Origin of the sequence: Variovorax sp. RCC_210 (assembly GCF_041355175.1) — a bacterium.
Lineage (GTDB): Bacteria > Pseudomonadota > Gammaproteobacteria > Burkholderiales > Burkholderiaceae_C > Variovorax.
Window position 1 is genome coordinate 70,951 of the sequence record NZ_JBFUPJ010000014.1, and the last position, 20,025, is coordinate 90,975.

A 20,025-nucleotide genomic window follows, 5' to 3' on the forward strand; every position below is an offset into this window, starting at 1 on the left:
CTTTTGGACCTTGATGGCCGCTGGAAGAAATGGTGCCGCAACGGCGCTGCCGATCCCGGTCGTTCTGGTTCGCGCCGGGACCGCTTGCGTGAACGAAGGCACGTTCGTCGCCTTCAGCTTCGTTGAGGAGTTCCGCGCCGAGGCATCGCCCCCGCCATGGCAAGCGCAAGACGCTCGATCTCGTCGTCGTCGGTGAGGTAGTGCGGCGTCAGCCGCAGCAACGCGCTCGCGCCGGTCGCCTCCATCGCCCAGCGCGCATGCTGGGTGCCGACGACCGAGGCGTTCACGCCCGCCTCCCACAGGCGGCGCACGAAAGCATCCGCGTTACCGGCCGCAGCGGGCAGGGCGTAGGTCATGAGCGCGGTGGCATCGGCATGGCCCGCCTCCATCGCTTGCCAGCCGAAGCGGGCCTCCAGCGTGCGCGCGACCTGGGCACGGACCTGCGCGTTATGGCTGGCGATGCGCTCGATACCGATGGCCATCGCGCAGTCGCTGGCCGCGCCGAGTGCCAGCCGCAGGCCCGGGTTGAATTCGTTGCCTTCGAAGCGGCGAGCGTCTGCATGCGGCTGCATGCGCCCGTCGGCCAGCCACGTGGCGCCGGCCACGTCGAGCGTGTCCGGCACGCCGAGCCGGGCCAGCGCGCGGTCTGAGAGGCACAGCACGCCCAGGCCCTTGGGCCCGCGCAGCCACTTGCGCGACGGGAACACGAGCATGTCACAGCCCAGCGCGCGAACGTCGACGGGCAACTGGCCCACGGCGTGGCTGGCGTCCAGCATCAGCAGGCCGCCGCGCGCATGCACGCGCTGCGCCATGCCTTGCAGCGGCGTGGCGACGCCCCACGCGGTCGGCACCACGCACAGCGACACCACAGGCATGTGCCCATCGGGCACGCGCTGCAACTCGTCGTCCAGCCGTTCGAGCAACGACCGCTGCGCGGGCCGCGACGATATGACAGAGAACGCCAGCCGCCCGCGTTGCGCCGCGTTGATCAGCGCCAGCGCGTTGGCGCCGTACTCGTCGTGCGTGGTGATGACGTGCACCGGCTGCGCGGCCGTCAGCGTGGCGCTCATCGCGGCGGACCAGGCGTGGCTGGCGGAACCGAGAAAGGCGATCTGGCGGGGTTGCGCGTTCACGAGCCGCGCGACGCTGGCGCGCACGCCCTGCAACGCGCGGGCATGGTGTTCGGCGGCGCGCTGCGCGCCCATCTGCCGCTCGGTGTCCACCCACGCCTGCGATGCGGCATACACCGCGTCGGGCGGCTGGCTGGCCGACCCGTGGGCGAAGTGCGCGTGCCGGCCCCAGGCCGGCGTGTCGCGGCGCAGGCGCGCCAGTTCGGCTTCGGTGAAGGGGGCGGCAACGCCGCCAAAAGGTTGTTGCGGGGGCAGCGGCATGGGCGACTCGAGGTTGGACGGTGCTGCAAGTGTGTGTTTTTGCTGACCTGCGCGTGATGATTTGTTCGGCGAACGGTTTGCGAAATCCGCAAACAGCGTGGTCTTTTGACCCATCGTCGTTTGACCTCTGAGATGTAGACTTTTCGTGGCTTCAACATTTGAGAAATCCGCAACATGATCGACTTGGTCACCCTCAAGGACTTCCTTGTCCTGTGCCAGGTGCGCAGCTTCAGCCGCGCCGCCGAGCGATGCCATGTGTCGGTGTCGGGGCTGAGCCGGCGCATCCAGGGCCTGGAGCAGTGGCTGGGCGCGCCGGTGTTCGACAGGCGCAAGGCGGCGCTGGAGCTCACCGAGCCCGGGCAGCGGCTGCTGGCGGTGTCGTCCGAGGTGGTCTATGCGCTCGAAGGGCTGCGCAAGTCCATCAAGGCCGACGGGGAAGACCGGCAATCGCGCATCCGATTCGCGGCGCCGCACATCATGTCGGCGGTGTTCTTCCCCGACTGGGTGCCGCGCCTGCACAACGACTTCAAGAGCGCCCGGTTCAGCGTCGACTCCGACAACCTGCCCGAATGCGTGGAAATGCTGCGCGACGGCTCCGCGGACTATGCGGTGGCGCTGTTCGACGAGGCCGGCGCCGTGGCGGCCCGGCTGGGCACCGCCTTCGATGCGGGCGATTTCCGCATGCTCGAACTCGGGCACGAACGCCTGGTGCCTGTGAGCGCGCCCAACGCGGCCGGCCGGCCGCGTTTCGACCTTCACGACTGCACGGGTGAGCCGATTTCTTTCCTGGGCTATGCCGACGAGTGCCACCTGGGCTGGTCGCTGCAGCCCTTGCTGCAGCGCTACGGCGAACTGCGGCTGCGGCAGGACCACGGCGCGAGCCTGGCCGACGGGCTGCGGTTCATGGCGTTGTCGGGCCTGGGCGTGGCATGGTTGCCGCACGCGCTGGTCCGCGAAGACATGCATGCCGGGCGGCTGGTGCGGGCCGGCGAGGCGGCGTTCGACGTTGCCTTGCGCTTCACGCTGCTGCGGCGCCCCGATGCGCTGGCCACGCAGGCCGAGCGGCTGTGGCGCTACCTTAGCGATCTCGCGCAGGCCAGTCCTCCGATACCCGCCGGCCTGGCCGCCAAGGAAATGCCCTCGCAAGTGCCCGCGCCTGCGACACTCCATGCCCCGGCACTTGCCGGCTGAACCAACCGACGACAACGACACAGAGCCGACGCAAAGGCGGCGACACGACGATGAGCAGATACGAAGGAAGGCCGTTGCTGCGGCTGGTGGATTGCCTGGTGCTCGACGCCATCGAGCAGCTCGACGACACGAAGCGCGAGACGCTCGAAGCGCTGGAGCCCCGGCTCGCGCAGACGTTCATGGCCAGCGGCACCTGGCAGGAAATGATCAGCGCCCAGATGGGCTTTGCCGACGACGTGCCCGACAAGATCCGCCACTTCTGGCGGCGCTACCTCGACCATGCGGAAAAGCACAACGAGCGTGTCGACGCGCAGGCCTTCGTGGTCGACTTCGTGGCGCAGAACTTTCCCGACATCGCGCCGCCGCGGCGCTGAAACCGGCGCGGCCGGTCTTCAGGCCTCCTGCAGCAGCAGCGCCCGCTGCGCCTGCGCCGTCTCGCGCAGGAACTCCCACACCGCCTGCATGCGCAGCAGGTGCTTGGTTTCCGCGGGCATCGACATCCAGAACGTGCGCGTGAAGTTCGCCTGGCCGGGCAGCACCGGCTTCAGCGCGCTGTCCTTGTCCGCAATAAAGGCCGGCAGCACCGCAATGCCGGCGCCCGCCGCCACCGCGCTGTGCTGCGCCAGCACGCTGGTGCTGCGCAGCGCGAAGCTGTCGGGGCGGTGCAGTTCGTCCAGGTACTGCAGCTCCTTGCTGAACAGCAGGTCGTCCACGTAGCTGATGAAGGTGTGGCCGCGCAGGTCTTCGCGCGTCTTGATGGGCTTGTGCGCGGCCAGGTATTTTTTCGACGCGTAGAGCCGCAGCGTGTAGTCGGTGAGCTTGGTGACGACCACCGGCCCGCGCGCGGGGCGCTCCAGCGAGATGACGATGTCGGCCTCGCGCCGCGACAGGTGCACCAGCCGCGGCATGGCCAGCAGGTCGATGGTCAGCTTGGGGTGCTGCACCGCGAACAGCGCCAGCTGCGGTGCCAGCACCACGGTGCCGAAACCCTCGGTCGCGCCGATGCGCACCAGGCCCGACAGGCCTTCCTGCGAGGCTGGCGCGGTGCTCTCCACGGCCTGGAAGGCGCTTTCCATCGCCTCGACCTGCGGCTGCAGCCGGCGGCCCGCTTCGGTGAGCCGGTGGCCGCCCGATTCGCGCGAGAACAGCGGGGCGCCCACTTCCTTTTCGAGCGCCTGGATGCGCCGCGCCACGGTGGTGTGGTCGACCTCGAGCCGGCGTGCCGCGCTCATCAGCGTGCCCGAGCGGGCCAGCTCCAGAAAGTAGCGCAGGTTGTCCCAGTCCATGTGTGCCCGTGTCTGCTGTGTTCGCTGCCCGCGAACAGTCTGCATTTTTGCAAAGCCGCCGCGCATATTTGTCTATTGTCATGGCAAATTCGCAAAGCTAGGATGCGGGGCTGAACCGGCCAGACCGGTAGACCCACGGTACCTGCCCGCCGCAGGGCCCCCCAGGATTCACAGGAGACAAACCCTCATGGACGCCACCACCACCCCCTCGACCCAGGTCGCCACCGTCAAGCTCTTGATCGGCGGCAAGCTGGTCGAATCCAAGACCACCGAATGGCGCGACGTCGTCAACCCGGCCACGCAGCAGGTGCTGGCCCGCGTGCCCTTCGCCACGCCGGCCGAGCTCGATGCCGCCGTCGCCTCGGCCAAGGAAGCCTTCAAGACCTGGCGCAAGACCCCCATCGGCACGCGCGCGCGCATCTTCCTGAAGCTGCAGCAGCTCATTCGCGAGAACATGGGCGAGCTGGCCGCCATCCTCACGGCCGAACAGGGCAAGACGCTGCCGGATGCCGAGGGTGACGTGTTCCGCGGCCTCGAAGTGGTCGAGCACGCGTCCAACATCGGCAACCTGCAGCTCGGCGAGCTGGCCAACAACGTGGCCAACGGCGTCGACACGTACACCCTGCTGCAGCCGCTGGGCGTGTGCGCCGGCATCACGCCGTTCAACTTCCCCGCGATGATCCCGCTGTGGATGTTCCCGATGGCCATCGTCACCGGCAACACCTTCGTGCTGAAGCCTTCCGAGCAAGACCCGATGGTCACCATGCGCCTGTGCGAACTGGCGCTCGAGGCCGGCATTCCGCCCGGCGTGCTGAACGTGGTGCACGGCGGCGAAGCCATCGTCAACGGCATCTGCGACCACAAGGACATCAAGGCGATCAGCTTCGTGGGCTCGACCAAGGTCGGCACGCACGTCTACAACCGCGCCACGCTGGCCGGCAAGCGCGCGCAATGCATGATGGGCGCGAAGAACCACGCCATCGTGATGCCCGACGCCAACAAGGAGCAGACGCTCAACGCGCTGGCCGGCGCCAGCTTCGGTGCCGCGGGCCAGCGCTGCATGGCGGTGTCGGTGGCGGTGCTGGTGGGCGACGCGCGCAACTGGGTGCCCGAGCTCATCGAGAAGGCGAAGACGCTGAAGATCGGTGCCGGCACCGAAAAGGGCGTGGACGTGGGCCCGCTCGTGTCGTGCGCCGCCTTCGACCGCGTGAACGGCCTGATCGAACGCGGCGAAGCCGACGGCGCCAAGCTGGTGCTCGACGGCCGCAAGCCCACCGTGCCCGGCTACGAGAAGGGCAACTTCGTCGGCCCGACCATCTTCACCGGCGTGAAGCCCGGCATGACCATCTATGACCAGGAAGTGTTCGGCCCCGTGCTGTGCATTGCCGATGCCGAGACCATCGACGAGGCCATCGAGCTGATCAACAGCAACCCGAACGGCAACGGCACGGCCATCTTCACGCAGTCGGGTGCCGCGGCGCGCCGCTTCCAGGAAGACATCGACGTGGGCCAGGTCGGTATCAACGTGCCGATTCCGGTGCCCGTGCCCATGTTCTCGTTCACCGGCTCGCGCGCGTCCAAGCTCGGCGACCTGGGCCCGTACGGCAAGCAGGTCATCATGTTCTACACGCAGACCAAGACCGTGACCGCACGCTGGTTCGACGACAGCACCGTTTCGCACGGCGTCAACACCACCATCAGCCTGAAATGAGGCGCGGGCTTCGCGGGCAGGGGTTTCTTGCCGCGGCCTGGGGCGCGGTGGCGGCGCTTGCGTTGTTCGCCGGCGTGGCGCAGGCGGCCGGCGCCGACGAGCCGGTCGACTGCAACCCGAACGGCAACCAGCTGCAGATGAACGACTGCGCGGTGCGCGACTTTCGCGCGGCCGATGCCGTGCTCAACATCCGCTATGGCGAGGTGATGAACACGCTGTCGCCGCAGATGCGCGTGGCGCTGCGCAACGAGCAGCGGGCCTGGCTCAAGGGCCGCGACCCCGCCTGCAAGCGTGCTTCCAAAGCGAACGAAGGCGGCTCCATCTGGCCGCTGGTGTTCAACTCTTGCCTGGAGAAATCGACCCGCAAGCGGACCGCCGAACTGGACCGCTGGAAGGGTCGCCAACAATGAACTTCGAACTGTCAGAAGAACAGAACGCTTTCGCCCAGACCGCGCGCGACTTTGCCCAGGCCGAGTTCGCGCCGCACGCGGCCCAGTGGGACGCGGAGGCCATCTTTCCGAAAGAAGCCATCGCCAAGGCCGGCGAGCTGGGCTTCTGCGGCCTGTACGCGCCCGAGCGCGTCGGCGGGCTCGGCCTGCCGCGGCTCGACGCGGCGCTGGTGTTCGAGGAGATGGCCGCGGTCGACCCTTCGACCACGGCCTTCATCACGATCCACAACATGGCCACGTGGATGCTCGGCACCTGGGCGACCGACGCGGTGGCGCAGCAGTGGGGCGAAGACCTGACGAGCGGGCGCAAGCTGGCGTCGTATTGCCTCACGGAACCGGGTGCCGGCTCGGACGCGGGCTCGCTGAAGACGCGTGCCGAATTGCAGGGCACCGAATACGTCATCAACGGCGGCAAAGCGTTCATTTCGGGGGCGGGCGCCACCGACGTGCTGGTGCTGATGGCGCGCACGGGCGGCGCGGGCGCCAGCGGCATCTCGGCCTTTGCCGTGCCGGCCGATGCGCCGGGCATCAGCTACGGCAAGAAGGAACACAAGATGGGCTGGAACAGCCAGCCCACGCGCACCATCAACTTCGACAACGTGCGCGTGCCCGCGCAGAACCTGCTGGGCAAGGAAGGCGAAGGCTTTCGCATTGCCATGAAGGGGCTCGACGGCGGGCGCATCAACATCGCGACCTGCTCCGTGGGCGCGGCGCAGGGCGCGCTCGACGCGGCGCGCCGCTACCTGCACGAGCGCCAGCAGTTCGGCAAGCCGCTCGCCAGTTTCCAGGCGCTGCAGTTCAAGCTGGCCGACATGGCGACCGAGCTGGTCGCGGCGCGGCAGATGGTGCGGCTGGCGGCCAGCAAGCTGGACGCGGGCCATGCCGACGCGAGCACCTATTGCGCGATGGCCAAGCGCTTCGCGACCGATGCGGGCTTCAACGTGTGCAACGACGCACTGCAGCTGCACGGCGGCTACGGCTACCTCAGCGAGTTCCCGCTGGAGCGCCTGGTGCGCGACGCGCGCGTGCACCAGATTCTTGAAGGCACCAACGAAATCATGCGCGTCATCGTTGCGCGAAAATTGCTGGAAGGCGACAGCGACATCCGCTGAACGGCCGTCAACCCGTCATCCAGGACCTGAAAAAACAATGACCGACAACGTAGTTCTCTTCGACGAAATCAAGACCACCGGTGGCCAGCGCTTCGGCGTGGCCACGCTCAATTCGCCGGCCTCGCTCAACTCGCTTTCCGTGGCGATGGTGCGGCTGCTGACACCCAAGCTGCGCGAATGGGCGCAAGACGCGGGCATCGTCGGCGTGCTGCTGCAGGCCGCGGGCGAGAAGGCCTTCTGCGCCGGCGGCGACCTGCGCCAGCTCTACCAGACGTTGCTCGACTGCGGCCCCGAGCGCAACACCTACGCCGAAGATTTCTTTCGCGAAGAGTACGAGCTCGACCACCTGATCCACACCTTTCCCAAGCCCTTCCTGTGCTGGGGCCACGGCATCGTGATGGGCGGCGGCGTGGGCCTGCTGGCCGGCGCCTCGCACCGCGTGATGACGCTGCAGAGCCGCATCGCCATGCCCGAGATCAACATCGGCCTGTACCCCGACGTGGGCGGCAGCTGGTTCCTGCGCCGCACGCCGGGGCGCACCGGCCTGTTCCTGGCATTGACGGCCGCCAACATCAACGCGCACGACACCATCTTCTGCGGCCTGGCCGACGTGCTGGTGCCGCAGGAGCGCAAGGCCGACGTGCTGGACGCCATTGCATCGACCACCTGGGCCGGCGACAACAAGGCCGACCGCGCCACGCTGTCGCGCATTCTGGCCAAGGCCGGCGAAGGCGCGGAGCTGCCGCCGTCGAAGGTGCGCGAGCACTACGACACCATCAACGCGCTGATGGCGGGCGACGACCTGCTCGACATCGCGAAACGCCTGCGCGAGCTGCAGAGCGACGACGCCTGGCTGCAGACCGCGGCCAAGACCTTCGCCAAGGGCGCGCCGAGTTCGGCCGCGCTGAGCTTCGAGCTGTGGCAGCGCGTGTACCGCATGTCGCTGGCCGAGGTGTTCCGCCTGGAGTACTGGGCCTCGCTGGGTTTCTGCGCGCACAAGGACTTCGCCGAAGGCATTCGCGCGGTGCTCGTCGACAAGGACCGCAACCCGCGCTGGAGCCCGGCCACGCTCGAAGAGATCACGCCCGCCTTCATCGAAGACCACCTGCGCCCGCGCGGCGAGATGCCGGCCGAGCTGGGGTCGCTGGCCTGAGCGACGGCTTCATTCCCTGACAAGAATTTCCTGCACAGCACCACGGAGACAAGACACATGAAGATCGCATTCATCGGCCTGGGCAACATGGGCGGCCCCATGGCCCTGAACCTGCTCAAGGCCGGCCACACGCTCAGCGCCTTCGACCTGTCGGCCGACGCCTGCAGGAAGTTCGCCGCCGAAGGGCTGCCCATCGCCGGCTCGGCCGCCGAGGCGGTGGCCGACGCCGAGGTGGTCGTCAGCATGCTGCCGGCCAGCGCGCACGTCGAGGGCCTGTTCCTCGGCGGCGCGGGCAAGCCCGGCCTGCTGGAGAGCATCAAGGCCGGCACGCTGGTGATCGACAGCAGCACCATCGCCGCGGCCACGTCGCGCAAGGTGGCCGAGGCGGCCGCGGCCAAGGGCGTGGCGATGATCGATGCGCCCGTGTCGGGCGGCACCGGCGGCGCGATTGCCGGCACGCTGACCTTCATGGTCGGCGGCGACACCAAGGACCTGGAGCGCGCGCGCCCCGTGCTCGAGAAGATGGGCGCCAACATCTTCCACGCCGGCGCCGCCGGTGCGGGCCAGACCGCGAAGATCTGCAACAACATGCTGCTCGGCATCTTGATGATCGGCACCTCGGAGGCGCTGGCGCTGGGCGTGGCCAACGGGCTCGACCCGAAGGTGCTCAGCGAAATCATGCGCCGCAGCTCGGGCGGCAACTGGGCGCTGGAAAAGTACAACCCGATGCCGGGCGTGATGGAAACGTCGCCCGCCTCGAAGAACTATGCGGGCGGCTTCGGCACCGACCTGATGCTGAAGGACCTGGGCCTGGCGCAGGAAAACGCCACCGCCGTGCGCGCGGCCACGCCCTTGGGCGGGCTGGCACGCAGCCTGTATGCGGCGCACAGCCTCGCGGGCCATGGCGCGCTCGATTTCTCGAGCGTGCTGAAGCTGGTGCAGAAGGCTTCTTGAGCGTCTTGCGTCGCGGGGGGAGGGTGATCAGCCGAAGTGAGCCTTCAGGCCCCACAGAAGCCCGATCACCACGACGAACAGCACGAAGAAGAGAACCCAGGCACGCGTGAACGCCTGGGTCTCCGTGATCTCTGGGGCGGCAGCCACGGGGGGCGGGCTGGTAACGGAGGGCGTTGGTTGGGTCATTCCCGACTGTACTCCCCGGTCTGCGTGGCGGGCTGTCAGGTCACCGGGTTGTCAGATCACTGGGTCACTGGCCCCGACGCGCCATCGGCCACAGGATGCCGGCCGCCACCCCATTCGCACCCGCGCCGAACAGGATCGGCCACAGGTAGCTGCCGCTGGCGTCGAACGCGAAGCCCGCCGCGGCCGGCCCGACCAGCGTGCCGAAGGCCACGCTGGTGTAGAGCACGCCCAGGATCGCGCCGATGCTGCGCCCGCCAAAAAAGTCCATCACCAGCGCCGGCAGCAGCGCCACGAAGCCGCCGTAGAACGCGCCGTAAAAAAACGCGAACACGGCCAGCCCCCAGAACCCGCTGGACGCCGCCCACACGAGCTGCGACAGCGCCATGCCCACGACCATCAGCACCATGGCCGGCGCGCGCCCCATGCGGTCGGCGAGCCCGCCGAGAAAGAAGCGCCCCGCCGCGCTGCCGACGCCGATGGCGCCCAGCAACAGCACGGCAGAGGGTGCGCGCACGCCGTGGTCGAGCGCGTACGGCACCAGGTGCACGAAGGGCACGAACAGCCCGAACGAGCACACCAGGCAGGCCGCGTACAGGCCCGCGAAGCGCCGCGAGCGCACGGCTTCGCGCAGCGTGAAACCTGTGGGCGCATCGGCTGCAATCGATGGCTGCGGCGCATCGCCGTCGGGTGCCAGGCCGTGGTCGCGCGGGTCGTTCGCAATCAGCAGCGCCATGCCCACGCCCAGCACCATCGCGACGATGCCCAGCGCCAGGTAGGCGTGTCGCCAGCCCAGCGTCGTGATGAGGTACGCCGCCAGCGGCGGCATCGCCAGCGTGCCCACGCCGATGCCGCTCACGGCCAGCCCCGACGCGAAGCCGCGCCGCCGCACGAACCAGCGCTGCACCGCGCCCAGCACCGGCACGTAGGACGCCCCGACGCCCAGGCCCACGCCCAGCCCGTACGCCAGGTACACCTGCGTGAGGCTGCGCGCCTGGCCCGCCAGCGCCAGGCCCAGCCCCACCAGCACCATGCCCGCCACCGCCAGGCGCCGCGCGCCCCAGCGGTCGGCCAAGGGGCCGCTGAGCACGCCGAGGCCGAAATACAGGAAGCCGGCCAGCGAGAACACCAGCGACACCGAGCCGCGCGAGGCGCCGAAGTCCTTCTGCAGCGATTCGAGAAACGCGCTGAAGGTGTAGGCGCTGCCGAAGCCGACGAAGGTGACGGTGAACGCGCCCGCGACCACCAGCCAGCCGCGGAAGAGGCCTGTGCGCTGGGCGGCGAAGTGCGCTGGCAGTTGTGTGTGCGAGGTGTTCCTGTTCGACATCGGGTGGAGCCTGGGTTCAGAATGCCTAAATGGTCTTCCTGGGGGCGCCGATGCGCAAGCCAGAAAAACTCGTCGATCCAGATCAGATTTGCTAACGCATGGAACACCAGCTCCCACCGCTCAACGCATTGCGCGCCTTCGAGGCCGCCGCACGCCACCTCTCGGTGAAGAACGCGGCCGACGAGCTGTGCGTCACGCCCGGCGCCGTGAGCCAGTTGCTCAAGACGCTGGAGCAGCACCTGGGCGTGCCGCTGTTTCGCCGCGTCAACCGCGGCATCTTCCTGACCGATGCGGGCCAGGGCTACCTGCCGCCGGTGCGCAATGCGTTCCGCCAGATCAGCGATGCGACGCAGAGGGTGGCGGTGCCGGCGGAGACCGGTCTTCTCACCGTCAGCGCCACGCCGTTCTTCGCGTCGGCGTGGCTGGTGCCGCGGCTGAAGTCCTTCCAGGACGCGCACCCCGACATCGACCTGCAGCTGCAGACCGGCCACGCGCTGGCCGACTTCTCGCGCGACGGCGTGGACGTGGCCATTCGCCACGGCATGGGCCAGTACCCCGGCCTCGCGAGCCAGCGCGTGCTCACGGTCGAGATGGTGGCGGTCGCGGCGCCCGCCTTGGTGGCGGAACGCGGCAAGCCGAAGCAGCCGGCCGACCTGCTGCACTGGCCGCGCGTGAACGATGCCGAGCGCAAGGGCTGGCGCGCGTGGTTCGAGGCCCAGGGCGTGCAGGACGCGGGCCCCGCGCGCGGCCCTTCGTTCGACGACGCGGGCCTGCTGCTGAAGGCCGTGCTCGCGGGACAAGGCGCCGCGCTGCTGCCCGCCGCGATGATGGCGCCGGACATCGCCGAGGGCCGGCTGGTGGCGCTCAGCCGCGCGAGCTGGCTCGAAGACTTCGCGTACTACCTCGTGTGCCCCGAGGCCGGGCGCGACCGGCCCAAGGTGTCGGCATTTCGTGACTGGCTGCTCGAAACGGCGCAAGAAAGCCGCGCGAAGCCGTCTTCGTCAGGTAGCCGCAAGAGAGCTTCGCCGACAGTCGCAGGCCAGAACACAAAGCGCGAGCCCATGCGCAGCCTCGCCGCCAAGCCCGCCACCAAGTCCCGATGAAACTCCCCAGACACCGACTCCTGCGCCAGATGGTCGTGCGCCCGCGCCTGTTCATTGCCGCGGCCATCGCCATCGCGGTGGGCGTGCTGCTGCCTTCGGCCGTGGAAGCGCACCTGGTCACGCGCCTGCTCATCGCCTGGAACACCGGCGCCTGCCTGTACGTGCTGCTGGCCGCGGTGATGATGACGCGCTCGTCGCAGCAGCTCATGCGCGTGCGCGCCAAGGTGCAGGACGAGGGGCAGGGCGTGATCCTGGTGCTGGTGGTGGTCTCGGCCATCGCGAGCCTGGCGGCCATCGGCGGCGAACTGGCGGTGGTGAAGGACATGCACGGGCTCGAGAAGATCGCGCATGTCGCGCTGGCCGGGCTCACGGTGGTGTCGTCGTGGGCCTTCACGCAGGTGATGTTCACGCTGCACTACGCGCACGACTACTACGCCTCGACCAGCAAGGGGCTCAAGGCGGGCATCCAGTTTCCGGACGAGGAGCCGCCCACCTACGGCGACTTCTTCTATTTCTCGGCGGTGATCGGCACCTCGGGCCAGACGGCGGACGTGTCCTTCGTGTCCAAGCCCATGCGGCGCATCGGCTCGGTGCATTGCATCCTGGCGTACCTGTTCAACACGACGGTGCTGGCCTTGCTCATCAACATCGGCGCGAGCCTGTTCTGAGCGCCACGGCACGCATGCAACCGCTGTTCGCCGCTCCTGGGCTGCTCGGGCTCGCGCTGCTGGCCTTCGCGCCTGCCGCCCGCGCGGACGACGACGCGGCCGAGCTGCCGTTCAAGCTCACCGTGGGCGCCTACCGCGTGTCGGGCGGCGGCCTGCCCGCCGGACCGGGGCTGGACCTGAACCTGCGCTACACCTACGGCGACGGCAACGTGTGGATCGGCTGGTTCCGCTCGCCGGTGCTCGACTTCGCGCAGCCGCGCGCCGGCTGGGACCACACCTTCACGCTGGGACCGGTGCGCGTGCTGCCGTCGCTGCAGGTGGCCTCCGGCGGCTTCGTCGGCGGCAGCCTCGCGGTGGAAACGGGCGACAGCTGGTTCGTGGGCACGGGGCTGGGGCGCACCAACCTGCGCAACTACGCCAACCTGAACTTCGACCCGAACGATTCGTACACGGTGTACGGCGGCTACAAGTGGAGCGACGGCACGGCGCTGTCGCTCTCGCTGATTCGCGACAACCGGCTCAACCCCGACCAGCAGGACGTGCACCTCGTCTACCGGCTGCCGCTGCCCGAGCGGCAGCGCCTGACCGTCGACCTGCTGGCCAAGCAGGGCACGGTGGACGGTCAGTTCATCCGCCGCGCGGGGCTCACCGTGACCTACGACTGGCCGCGCTGGTTCGTTCGGGTGGCGTATGACCCGAAGGTGAACTTCACGGCGCAGGACATGGTGCGGTTGTCGGTCGGGACGCGGTTCTAGTTTTTCCCCTGCTGGGGGCGGGCCCGGGCGATGGCTGGACTGACGCCACGGCGGGCTCAGGGCTAATCCGGCCCGGAGGGGAGCGGCGCCAATAATGGCGCCATGCTTGTCCTGAACCGCCTTTCCCCGTCCGCCGCTTCCCGTTGTTCCCTGTTGCTGTTGTTGCCCGCGTTGCTGCTGGCGCCCGTGGTGGGCTGGGCGCAGGGCCGTGCCGAGGCGCTGCTGCAGTTCGAAGGCGTGCAGCCGCGCTACCAGGCCTCGTACGCGCCGGGCGCCGTGGCGCGCGGCGCGAAAGAGCTGCTGGACCCTGACGACGCGGCCATTGCCGACAAGGCGCTCAAGGCGCTGGACACGGCCGCGGGCCGCGCCTTCAACACCAAGGCCTCGGTCGCGGCCATCCAGCAGGAAGTGGCATCGGCGGGCACCGGCGGCGCCGCGCCCAGTGCCGAAGTGCTGGCCGCGGTGGGCCGCTTCGTGAAGCTGCGCACCGACTACGCCGCGATGAACGAGGCCGGCAAGGCCGAGTTCTTCAACCGCGAACGCGCGCGCCCCGCCGACCCCGCGCGCACCGAGCTGCTCGAGCGCATGGCCGTGGGCGACGTGCGCGACATCGATTTCTCGAGCCAGTTGCTGATGAGCGCCGTGGTCAAGCAACTGGCCCGCGGCAACGGCGGCCAGCTCAGCGGCCTGCCCGACAGCACGCTGGGCATGGCGCTGGACACGCTGTGGTCGCGCGGCGTGACGTCCACGCGCCCGCGCAACCTGATGCTCGTGGCGCGCGAGTTCGAAAGGCAGGTCACGCAGGCGCTCCTCGCGGCGCTGCCCGACGCCGACGTGGCCGCGCTGCTGGCCTGGCGCAACGACCCGCAGGCGGCGGCCGAGCGCGAGGCGCTGGTGGGCACCTACCGCGCCGAGGTGAAGGGCAGTGGCGGGGTCGCGCTGCGCACGCTGATAAGGGCCTGGCCGCGTTCCTGAGCTGGCACACGGCAGCCGGGCAGGGGCAACGCGCGCACCGCCGCGCTGCTAGGACAAATCCCGAGGGCGCTCACACGCGCACGGGCGTGCAATGCGCCGTGCCCTGCGCGCGTGGCACCGCCCTTCATCCACGGGAAAAACAACATGAACATCGACCGTCGAAGCTTCTCGGCCCTGGGCCCCGCGTTCGCGCTGGGCTCGCTCGTGCCTTCGTTGGCACGGGCGCAGGCGGGGGCCTTTCCGTCCAAGCCCATCCGCATCGTCTGCCCGTTCGCGCCGGGCGGGGGCTCGGACTTCATCGCGCGGCTGGCCGCGGCCAAGCTCGGCGAGCGCGTCGGCCAGACAGTGCTGGTCGACAACAAGCCCGGCGCGGGCGGCGTGCTGGGCACCGAGATCGGCGTCAAGGCCGCGCCCGACGGCTACACGCTGCTGCTGGTGGCGGGCAGCTACACGGTGAACCCGGCGCTCTACAAGCTGAGCTTCGATCCGGTGGCCGACATCACGCCGGTGGTGCAGCTGTCGCGCGGCGCGTACGTGCTGTGCGTGAACCCGCGCGTGGAAGCACGCAACCTGCAGGAGCTGCTGGCGCTCGCGCGCAAGGAGCCGGGCAAGCTCACCTTCGCGTCCAGCGGCGCTGGCGGCCACCTGCACGTGGTGACCGAATACATGTTCGAGATGGCCAAGGCAAAGGCCACGCACGTGCCCTACAAGGGCACCGGCCCGGCGGTGAACGACTTGCTGGCCGGCAACGTCGACATGCTCTTCGCCGGCACCGAGGCGCTGATGCAGCACGTGAAGGCGGGCAAGCTGCGCGCGCTGGCGGTGAGCACGGCGAAACGGCTCGCGGCCTACCCCGACATTCCGTCGGTCGCCGAGAGCGGCCTGAGCGAGTACGACGTCGTGGCCTGGCACGGGCTGGTCGCGCCCAAGGGCCTGCCGCCGGCCGTGCTCGCCAGGCTGAGCGCGGAGCTCAACGCCATGCTGCGCGCCAAGGACGTCGAAGACCGCCTGGAACCCACGGGCGTCGGCGCGGCGGGTGGCACGCCCGAGGAGTTCGGCGCGCTCATTCGCGCGGAGCTGGTGCGCTACGGCAAGGTGATTCGGGAGGCGGGCATCAAGGCGGAATAGCCGTCTACCGGCGGCATCGACGGAGACAGGATGGCTGCCGTTTTAAAGGGACGTCAGAGGCAGCGGGCATTTCGGGTGGCATGCAACGTGCTTGTCAACAAGATGCACGCACACCGCGTGCGTTTGTGCACCAGAAAGGGCAGTTGACTTAGCGGCGTCAGAAAGTTCCTCGTCATTGTTTCAATTTCATGAACACTGCGATTCGATTGAATAGGGTTTTCCCTAGGAATCGTGGTGCAAACTCGCGGCACTTAAAAAGCCCAGTAAAGAAGGAATTGAAATGAAGACCTCGAAGATCCTCGCCGCCGCCGCTCTCTCCCTGCTCGCCGCCGCTGGCGCCCACGCAGAAACCTACGAAGGCGTGCAAGCCGTGACCTCCGGCTACAGCCGTGCCGACGTGGCCCCCCAAGCTGTTGCCGCCGCCCGCGCTGGCAACGTGTACGGCGACGGCGTGTCGTCGACCGTGGCTCCCGCCCTGACCGCATCGGCCGACCGCGCCCCCATCCGCAGCGAAGCCGTGGCCGCCGCCCACGCTCCCGGCCAGAACCTGCGCCGCGAATCGTTCGCTGGCAGCGTGGTGCCCGCACAAGCCAAGGGCCTGACCTTCACGCGTCAAGCCGGCCTGTGATCCGAAGGCGGCGCAAGCCGCTTCGGTGACACCGCCAAGCCGAGAACCGGACCCTGCGAAAGCAGCGTCCGGTTTTTTCATGGGGGCTTCGCTTTTCTCCCGAGACTTTCAGCTTCCCCGGTTCAACGGTCGCGCATGTGCTCCGCACAGAAGGCATGCACGATCTTCAGCGCCGGCGCCTTCGTCACCCCGTCCAGCGTGATGAACGCGAACTGCGAGGTCAGGCGCAGCGGCTTGGGCATGCGCAGTTCGACGAGTTCGCGCGCGTCGATGAGCGTGCGCGCGGTTTCGACCGCGCCCAGAAACACCGTGTCGCTGGTGCGCACAAGCTCGAGCAGGCACGAGGCCTCGTCGGACTGGAAACGCACCGCGTCGTTGAAGTGCATGGCGTTGCCGAAGTACGCGTCCAGGCTCTGCACCACGTCGCGGCCCAGCCCGATGCCGCTCGCCGCCAGCGGGTAGTCGCGCAGCCTGGCCAGCGACACCGCCTCCGTGCCGCACAGCGGATGGTCGCGGCGGCAGACGAAGCCGATGCGCATTTCAGGCAGCAGCTGCACATCGAGGTTGTCGTCCAGCGGCAGCAGGCGCTTGTGGACCACCAGCGCATCGACCGCGCGGTCGCGCAGCGCCAGCAACTGGTGCTCGGCCGGCCCGCCGATCAGCTGCACCTTCAGGCGCGGATAGGTTTCTGCGATGTGGCGCAACAGCGGCAACGCCAGCACCGCGGTGGGCGCCGGGCCGAGCGCGAGCCGCACCGTGCCCACCGCCAGGTCGGCGAGCAACGCGGCGCTGCGCTTCATTTCAGACACCTCGATGGTCACGCGGCGCGCGCGCGAAGCGACCAGCGCGCCCAGCGGCGTCAGCCCCTTGCGCTTGCCCGTGCGATCGACCAGCGCACCGCCCAGCTCTTCTTCCATCGCCTGGATGCTGCGGCTCAGCGCCGGCTGCGTGAGGTGCAGGCGCTCGGCGGCGCGGCTGAAGGAGCCGGTGTCGACCACGGCCAGCAGGTGTTCGAAATGCTGAAGGTTCATGGTGCGCGCCCTTTATTTTCATAAGTCCAGGTAATGCCGATGCGGCTGAATATGCATTGGACGTTGCGTGGGCCGAAGCCTAGCATCGCCACCGTTTTCATCCATCGAAAGCGGCCCATGACCTGCAAACCCTCCTGTTTCACCGCCATCGTGGCGTGCGTGCTCGCCGCCCAGGGCGCGGTTGCGCTGGCCCAGCCGGCGTATCCGTCCCGCGCGATCACGCTCGTGGTGCCGGTGGCCGCGGGCGGCGCGGCCGACGCGCTGGCGCGCGCCTGGGCCGAGCGGGTCGGCACCGCGATGGGGCAGCCGGTGGTGGTCGACAACCGGCCCGGGGCCAACGGCAGCGTCGCCGCGAGCTACGTGGCCAAGCAGCCGCCCAACGGCTACACGGTCCTGTTCGCGAGCACGTCGAACATGTCGCTCAACCCGTTCTCGTACAAGTCGCTGTCGTACGACCCGGTGAAAGACTTCGATCCCGTGCTGATGCTGGCGGGCACCTCGCAGGTGCTGGTGACCAACGCCGCCACCGGCATCCGGTCGCTCGACGACCTGGTGAAGGCCGCGAAGACCAAGCCCGGCGGGCTGGACTTCGGCTCGGCCGGCAAGGGCAACTCGACCCACCTCAACGTCGAGTTCCTGGCGCAGCACTACGGCCTGAAGATGACGCACGTGCCCTACAAAGGCGCCGCGCCCGCCATGGTCGGCCTGATCGGCGGCGAGACCCAGCTGGTTGCCGACGCCGTCGTCAGCGTGGTGCCGCAGGTGAAAGGCGGGCGCGTGGTGCCCCTGCTGGTGTTCGGCAGCGAGCGTTCCAAGGCCTTCCCCGATGTGCCCACCGTGTTCGAGGCCGGGCTCACCGACTATCCCGCCGGCGGCTGGTACGGCCTGATGGTGCCCAAGGGAACGCCCAAGGAGGTGGTCGCGCGCCTGAACAGCGAGACCGCCAGGTTCTGGGCCGACCCCGGCGTGAAGCAGCGCATGGACGCGCTCTACATGGACCCGCCCAGCGCCCTCGGCCCCGAGCCCCTGGCGCAGACCATGAAGAAGGAGGCCGCCGTATGGGGCCCGGTGATCACGCGCCTGGGCATCCAGAACGATTGAAAGAAGCCATGACCGAACCCGCCCTGGCGCTGCCCCGCACCCACCTGCCGCGCAGCGAAGACTTTCTGCTGTGGTCGCCGTGCCTGCAGTCGTACGGCTACCGCATCGTCGACAAGCTGTTCGCCACACGCACCATCGAGCGCGGCGTCGCGCGGCCCTTGCGGCGCGGCCACGAGCTGCAGCTCGGCTACCGCCACGCGGGCGAGGCGCGCACCGTCGAAGACTTCATGGACCGCAACAGCGTGGCCGGCCTGCTGGTGGCGCGCGACGGCCAGGTGCTGCTCGAGCGCTACGGGCTCGGCCTGCAGCCCGGGGAGCGCTGGAGCACCATGTCGACCGTCAAGTCGATGACCGGCATGCTGGTGGGCGCGGCGGTGCGCGACGGGGCCATCGGCTCCATCGACGATCCGGTGGTGCGCTACCTGCCGCAGCTCGAAGGCTCCGGCTACGCGCGCGCCACGGTGCGCCACCTGATGACCATGTCGTCGGGCGTGGGCTGGTCCGAGGTCTACACCGACAAGAACTCCGACGTGAACCGCTACAGCAAGTCTCTGGCCGACAAGGTGCCCGGCGGCGTGCTGCAGATGCTGCGCGACGTGCCCGCGCTGCACGAACCCGGCACGCACTGGCACTACAACACCGGCGACACCTTCCTGCTCGGCTGCGTGCTGTGCGCGGCCACCGGCCAGACGCTGGCCGACTTCATGGCCCGCACCGTGTGGAAGCCCTGCGGCATGGAAGACGAGGCCTTCTACACGCTGGAGTCCGAAGGCGGGCAGGAAATAGCGGGCAGCCGCGCCGGCATGTCGCTGCGCGACCTGGCGCGCTTCGCGATGCTGGTGGCCGCCGACGGCGTGCTCGACGGCGCGCAGGTGCTGCCCGCGGGCTGGGTGCAGTCGGCCTCGCGGCGGGCGTTCGACATTCCCGCGGAGTTCCATCCGTCGCGGCTGTCGCTGGGGGTGACGGGTTACGGCTACGGCTGGTGGCTGACCGACGACGGCGCGATGCTCGCGCTGGGCCATTCGGGCCAGCGCATCTACGTGCACCGCGAAGAGCGCCTGGTGGTGGTCAACCTTGCCGTGTACCCCGAGCCGCGCTACGCGAGCGCGGCGGAGCACGACCGGGACGCGGAGCTGAACAGCTTCATCAGGGCGTGCAGGGAGCTGACGCGCTGAAGCCCTGGGCCTCCTGACGGAGGCCTCCGCGTTACCGCCGCTTCGCGGCCCCGTGCCGATGGCAATCCTGCGCGTGGTCGTCCACGATGCCCGTGGCCTGCATCCATGCGTACACGATCACCGGCCCGACGAACTTGAAGCCGCGCTTCTTCAGCGCGGCCGACATCTCCTCGGACAGCGGCGTCTTCGTCGGCACGCTGCCCGTGCGGTTGACGATGGGCTTGCCGCCCGCCATGCCCCAGACGAACTCCGAAAAGTCTTCGCCCGCGGCCTGCATCGCGAGGTAGGCGCGCGCGTTGCCGATGGTGGCCTCGATCTTTGCGCGCGAGCGCACGATGCCCGCGTCCTGCAGGAGCCGTTCGATGTCGGCCTCGGTGAACTTGACGATCTTCTCGGGCACGAAGCCCTTGAACGCCTTGCGGAAGGCGTCGCGCTTGCGCAGGATGGTGAGCCACGACAGGCCGGCCTGGAAGCCGTCGAGCATCAGCTTCTCCCACAGCGCGCGGCTGTCGTATTCGGGCACGCCCCATTCGGCGTCGTGGTAGGCCGCCAGCAGCGGGTCGGTTTGGGCCCAGGCGCAGCGGATCTTGTCGTGGCTGTTGCTCATTTTTTCGGTTCGTCGGGTGGAGGGCTGGGCTATCGTCGGGCTGCTTTTCAGAACAAGGGAGTCACTGTGACGCAGCATTTTCAATTTCCATTGTCGG

At 68.9% G+C, this 20,025-nt stretch carries 20 protein-coding genes; 15 read left to right on the top strand and 5 right to left on the bottom strand.

Features of this window, described 5'->3' with window-relative positions:
• Positions 1-113: 113 nt before the first annotated feature.
• On the bottom strand, positions 114-1,391 hold the full coding sequence (locus AB6807_RS30055; protein WP_371087424.1) for an aminotransferase class V-fold PLP-dependent enzyme: 1,278 nt from the start codon (positions 1,389-1,391) through the stop codon (positions 114-116).
• 174 nt (positions 1,392-1,565) lie between these two features.
• Between AB6807_RS30055 and AB6807_RS30060 the strand changes: the two genes are divergently transcribed.
• Together AB6807_RS30060 and AB6807_RS30065 are read left to right on the top strand one after the other, a co-directional pair.
• Positions 1,566-2,582: a LysR family transcriptional regulator gene (locus tag AB6807_RS30060; protein WP_371087425.1), complete on the top strand. Its 1,017-nt coding sequence runs from the start codon at positions 1,566-1,568 to the stop codon at positions 2,580-2,582.
• A 50-nt stretch (positions 2,583-2,632) separates the two neighbouring features.
• Entirely contained in the window at positions 2,633-2,956 is a 324-nt protein-coding gene (locus AB6807_RS30065) for a hypothetical protein (RefSeq protein WP_116912047.1), read from the top strand.
• Positions 2,957-2,974: 18 nt separating this feature from the next.
• Here AB6807_RS30065 and AB6807_RS30070 read toward each other — a convergent pair whose 3' ends face one another.
• Complete coding sequence (locus tag AB6807_RS30070; RefSeq protein WP_371087426.1) at positions 2,975-3,868, bottom strand: LysR substrate-binding domain-containing protein; 894 nt, start codon at positions 3,866-3,868, stop codon at positions 2,975-2,977.
• A 187-nt stretch (positions 3,869-4,055) separates the two neighbouring features.
• Between AB6807_RS30070 and AB6807_RS30075 the strand changes: the two genes are divergently transcribed.
• From AB6807_RS30075 to mmsB, 5 genes are read left to right on the top strand one after another with little or no spacing between them, the layout of a single operon-like run.
• Entirely contained in the window at positions 4,056-5,579 is a 1,524-nt protein-coding gene (locus AB6807_RS30075; protein ID WP_116912045.1) for a CoA-acylating methylmalonate-semialdehyde dehydrogenase, read from the top strand.
• On the top strand, positions 5,576-5,989 hold the full coding sequence (locus tag AB6807_RS30080) for a lysozyme inhibitor LprI family protein (RefSeq protein ID WP_371087427.1): 414 nt from the start codon (positions 5,576-5,578) through the stop codon (positions 5,987-5,989). The genes AB6807_RS30075 and AB6807_RS30080 overlap by 4 nt, the downstream gene beginning before the upstream one ends.
• Complete coding sequence (locus AB6807_RS30085; RefSeq protein WP_116912043.1) at positions 5,986-7,140, top strand: acyl-CoA dehydrogenase family protein; 1,155 nt, start codon at positions 5,986-5,988, stop codon at positions 7,138-7,140. Before AB6807_RS30080 ends, AB6807_RS30085 begins: the two co-directional genes overlap by 4 nt.
• Positions 7,141-7,177: 37 nt before the next feature.
• Positions 7,178-8,293, top strand: a complete 1,116-nt coding sequence (locus AB6807_RS30090; protein ID WP_371087428.1) for an enoyl-CoA hydratase/isomerase family protein — start codon at positions 7,178-7,180, stop codon at positions 8,291-8,293.
• Positions 8,294-8,350: 57 nt separating this feature from the next.
• Positions 8,351-9,247: a 3-hydroxyisobutyrate dehydrogenase gene (mmsB, locus tag AB6807_RS30095; protein WP_371087429.1), complete on the top strand. Its 897-nt coding sequence runs from the start codon at positions 8,351-8,353 to the stop codon at positions 9,245-9,247.
• A gap of 250 nt (positions 9,248-9,497) precedes the next feature.
• Here the strand turns inward: mmsB and AB6807_RS30100 are convergent, their stop codons facing one another.
• Positions 9,498-10,757 carry an MFS transporter gene (locus AB6807_RS30100; RefSeq protein WP_371087430.1) on the bottom strand — a complete coding sequence of 420 codons (1,260 nt, stop codon included), beginning with the start codon at positions 10,755-10,757 and terminating at the stop codon, positions 9,498-9,500.
• 98 nt (positions 10,758-10,855) lie between these two features.
• Between AB6807_RS30100 and gcvA the strand changes: the two genes are divergently transcribed.
• From gcvA to AB6807_RS30130, 6 genes are all read left to right on the top strand, one after another.
• Positions 10,856-11,860, top strand: coding sequence for a transcriptional regulator GcvA (gene gcvA, locus AB6807_RS30105; protein WP_371087431.1), 1,005 nt, complete (start codon positions 10,856-10,858; stop codon positions 11,858-11,860).
• Positions 11,857-12,528: a DUF1345 domain-containing protein gene (locus tag AB6807_RS30110; RefSeq protein ID WP_286516648.1), complete on the top strand. Its 672-nt coding sequence runs from the start codon at positions 11,857-11,859 to the stop codon at positions 12,526-12,528. Before gcvA ends, AB6807_RS30110 begins: the two co-directional genes overlap by 4 nt.
• 14 nt (positions 12,529-12,542) lie before the next feature.
• Complete coding sequence (locus tag AB6807_RS30115; protein WP_371087432.1) at positions 12,543-13,283, top strand: hypothetical protein; 741 nt, start codon at positions 12,543-12,545, stop codon at positions 13,281-13,283.
• A 153-nt stretch (positions 13,284-13,436) separates the two neighbouring features.
• Positions 13,437-14,258, top strand: coding sequence for a hypothetical protein (locus tag AB6807_RS30120; RefSeq protein WP_371087433.1), 822 nt, complete (start codon positions 13,437-13,439; stop codon positions 14,256-14,258).
• Positions 14,259-14,402: 144 nt separating this feature from the next.
• On the top strand, positions 14,403-15,386 hold the full coding sequence (locus tag AB6807_RS30125; RefSeq protein ID WP_371087434.1) for a tripartite tricarboxylate transporter substrate binding protein: 984 nt from the start codon (positions 14,403-14,405) through the stop codon (positions 15,384-15,386).
• A gap of 280 nt (positions 15,387-15,666) precedes the next feature.
• Positions 15,667-16,014, top strand: coding sequence for an alpha/beta hydrolase (locus tag AB6807_RS30130; RefSeq protein ID WP_371087435.1), 348 nt, complete (start codon positions 15,667-15,669; stop codon positions 16,012-16,014).
• Between the two features lie 122 nt (positions 16,015-16,136).
• Here AB6807_RS30130 and AB6807_RS30135 read toward each other — a convergent pair whose 3' ends face one another.
• Positions 16,137-17,045: a LysR family transcriptional regulator gene (locus AB6807_RS30135; protein ID WP_116912034.1), complete on the bottom strand. Its 909-nt coding sequence runs from the start codon at positions 17,043-17,045 to the stop codon at positions 16,137-16,139.
• A 117-nt stretch (positions 17,046-17,162) separates the two neighbouring features.
• Here AB6807_RS30135 and AB6807_RS30140 point away from each other — a divergent pair, with 117 nt between their 5' ends.
• A complete protein-coding gene (locus tag AB6807_RS30140; RefSeq protein ID WP_371087436.1) occupies positions 17,163-18,146 on the top strand; it encodes a Bug family tripartite tricarboxylate transporter substrate binding protein in 984 nt (327 codons plus the stop codon).
• Positions 18,147-18,154: 8 nt separating this feature from the next.
• Complete coding sequence (locus AB6807_RS30145; RefSeq protein WP_371087437.1) at positions 18,155-19,321, top strand: serine hydrolase domain-containing protein; 1,167 nt, start codon at positions 18,155-18,157, stop codon at positions 19,319-19,321.
• A 31-nt stretch (positions 19,322-19,352) separates the two neighbouring features.
• Here AB6807_RS30145 and AB6807_RS30150 read toward each other — a convergent pair whose 3' ends face one another.
• Entirely contained in the window at positions 19,353-19,928 is a 576-nt protein-coding gene (locus AB6807_RS30150) for a DNA-3-methyladenine glycosylase I (protein ID WP_371087438.1), read from the bottom strand.
• Between the last annotated feature and the right edge of the window lie 97 nt (positions 19,929-20,025).

What these genes read in the sequence shown, in the direction of transcription:
- gcvA (WP_371087431.1), top strand. Translation starts at nt 10,856, where the DNA reads ATGGAACACCAGCTCCCACCGCTCAACGCATTGCGCGCCTTCGAGGCC.
- AB6807_RS30115 (WP_371087432.1), top strand. Translation starts at nt 12,543, where the DNA reads ATGCAACCGCTGTTCGCCGCTCCTGGGCTGCTCGGGCTCGCGCTGCTG.
- AB6807_RS30060 (WP_371087425.1), top strand. Translation starts at nt 1,566, where the DNA reads ATGATCGACTTGGTCACCCTCAAGGACTTCCTTGTCCTGTGCCAGGTG.
- AB6807_RS30100 (WP_371087430.1), bottom strand. Translation starts at nt 10,757, where the DNA reads ATGTCGAACAGGAACACCTCGCACACACAACTGCCAGCGCACTTCGCC.
- AB6807_RS30135 (WP_116912034.1), bottom strand. Translation starts at nt 17,045, where the DNA reads ATGAACCTTCAGCATTTCGAACACCTGCTGGCCGTGGTCGACACCGGC.
- AB6807_RS30125 (WP_371087434.1), top strand. Translation starts at nt 14,403, where the DNA reads ATGAACATCGACCGTCGAAGCTTCTCGGCCCTGGGCCCCGCGTTCGCG.
- AB6807_RS30110 (WP_286516648.1), top strand. Translation starts at nt 11,857, where the DNA reads ATGAAACTCCCCAGACACCGACTCCTGCGCCAGATGGTCGTGCGCCCG.
- AB6807_RS30090 (WP_371087428.1), top strand. Translation starts at nt 7,178, where the DNA reads ATGACCGACAACGTAGTTCTCTTCGACGAAATCAAGACCACCGGTGGC.
- AB6807_RS30140 (WP_371087436.1), top strand. Translation starts at nt 17,163, where the DNA reads ATGACCTGCAAACCCTCCTGTTTCACCGCCATCGTGGCGTGCGTGCTC.
- AB6807_RS30055 (WP_371087424.1), bottom strand. Translation starts at nt 1,391, where the DNA reads ATGCCGCTGCCCCCGCAACAACCTTTTGGCGGCGTTGCCGCCCCCTTC.
- AB6807_RS30150 (WP_371087438.1), bottom strand. Translation starts at nt 19,928, where the DNA reads ATGAGCAACAGCCACGACAAGATCCGCTGCGCCTGGGCCCAAACCGAC.
- AB6807_RS30085 (WP_116912043.1), top strand. Translation starts at nt 5,986, where the DNA reads ATGAACTTCGAACTGTCAGAAGAACAGAACGCTTTCGCCCAGACCGCG.
- AB6807_RS30070 (WP_371087426.1), bottom strand. Translation starts at nt 3,868, where the DNA reads ATGGACTGGGACAACCTGCGCTACTTTCTGGAGCTGGCCCGCTCGGGC.
- AB6807_RS30075 (WP_116912045.1), top strand. Translation starts at nt 4,056, where the DNA reads ATGGACGCCACCACCACCCCCTCGACCCAGGTCGCCACCGTCAAGCTC.
- AB6807_RS30130 (WP_371087435.1), top strand. Translation starts at nt 15,667, where the DNA reads ATGAAGACCTCGAAGATCCTCGCCGCCGCCGCTCTCTCCCTGCTCGCC.
- AB6807_RS30080 (WP_371087427.1), top strand. Translation starts at nt 5,576, where the DNA reads ATGAGGCGCGGGCTTCGCGGGCAGGGGTTTCTTGCCGCGGCCTGGGGC.
- mmsB (WP_371087429.1), top strand. Translation starts at nt 8,351, where the DNA reads ATGAAGATCGCATTCATCGGCCTGGGCAACATGGGCGGCCCCATGGCC.
- AB6807_RS30065 (WP_116912047.1), top strand. Translation starts at nt 2,633, where the DNA reads ATGAGCAGATACGAAGGAAGGCCGTTGCTGCGGCTGGTGGATTGCCTG.
- AB6807_RS30145 (WP_371087437.1), top strand. Translation starts at nt 18,155, where the DNA reads ATGACCGAACCCGCCCTGGCGCTGCCCCGCACCCACCTGCCGCGCAGC.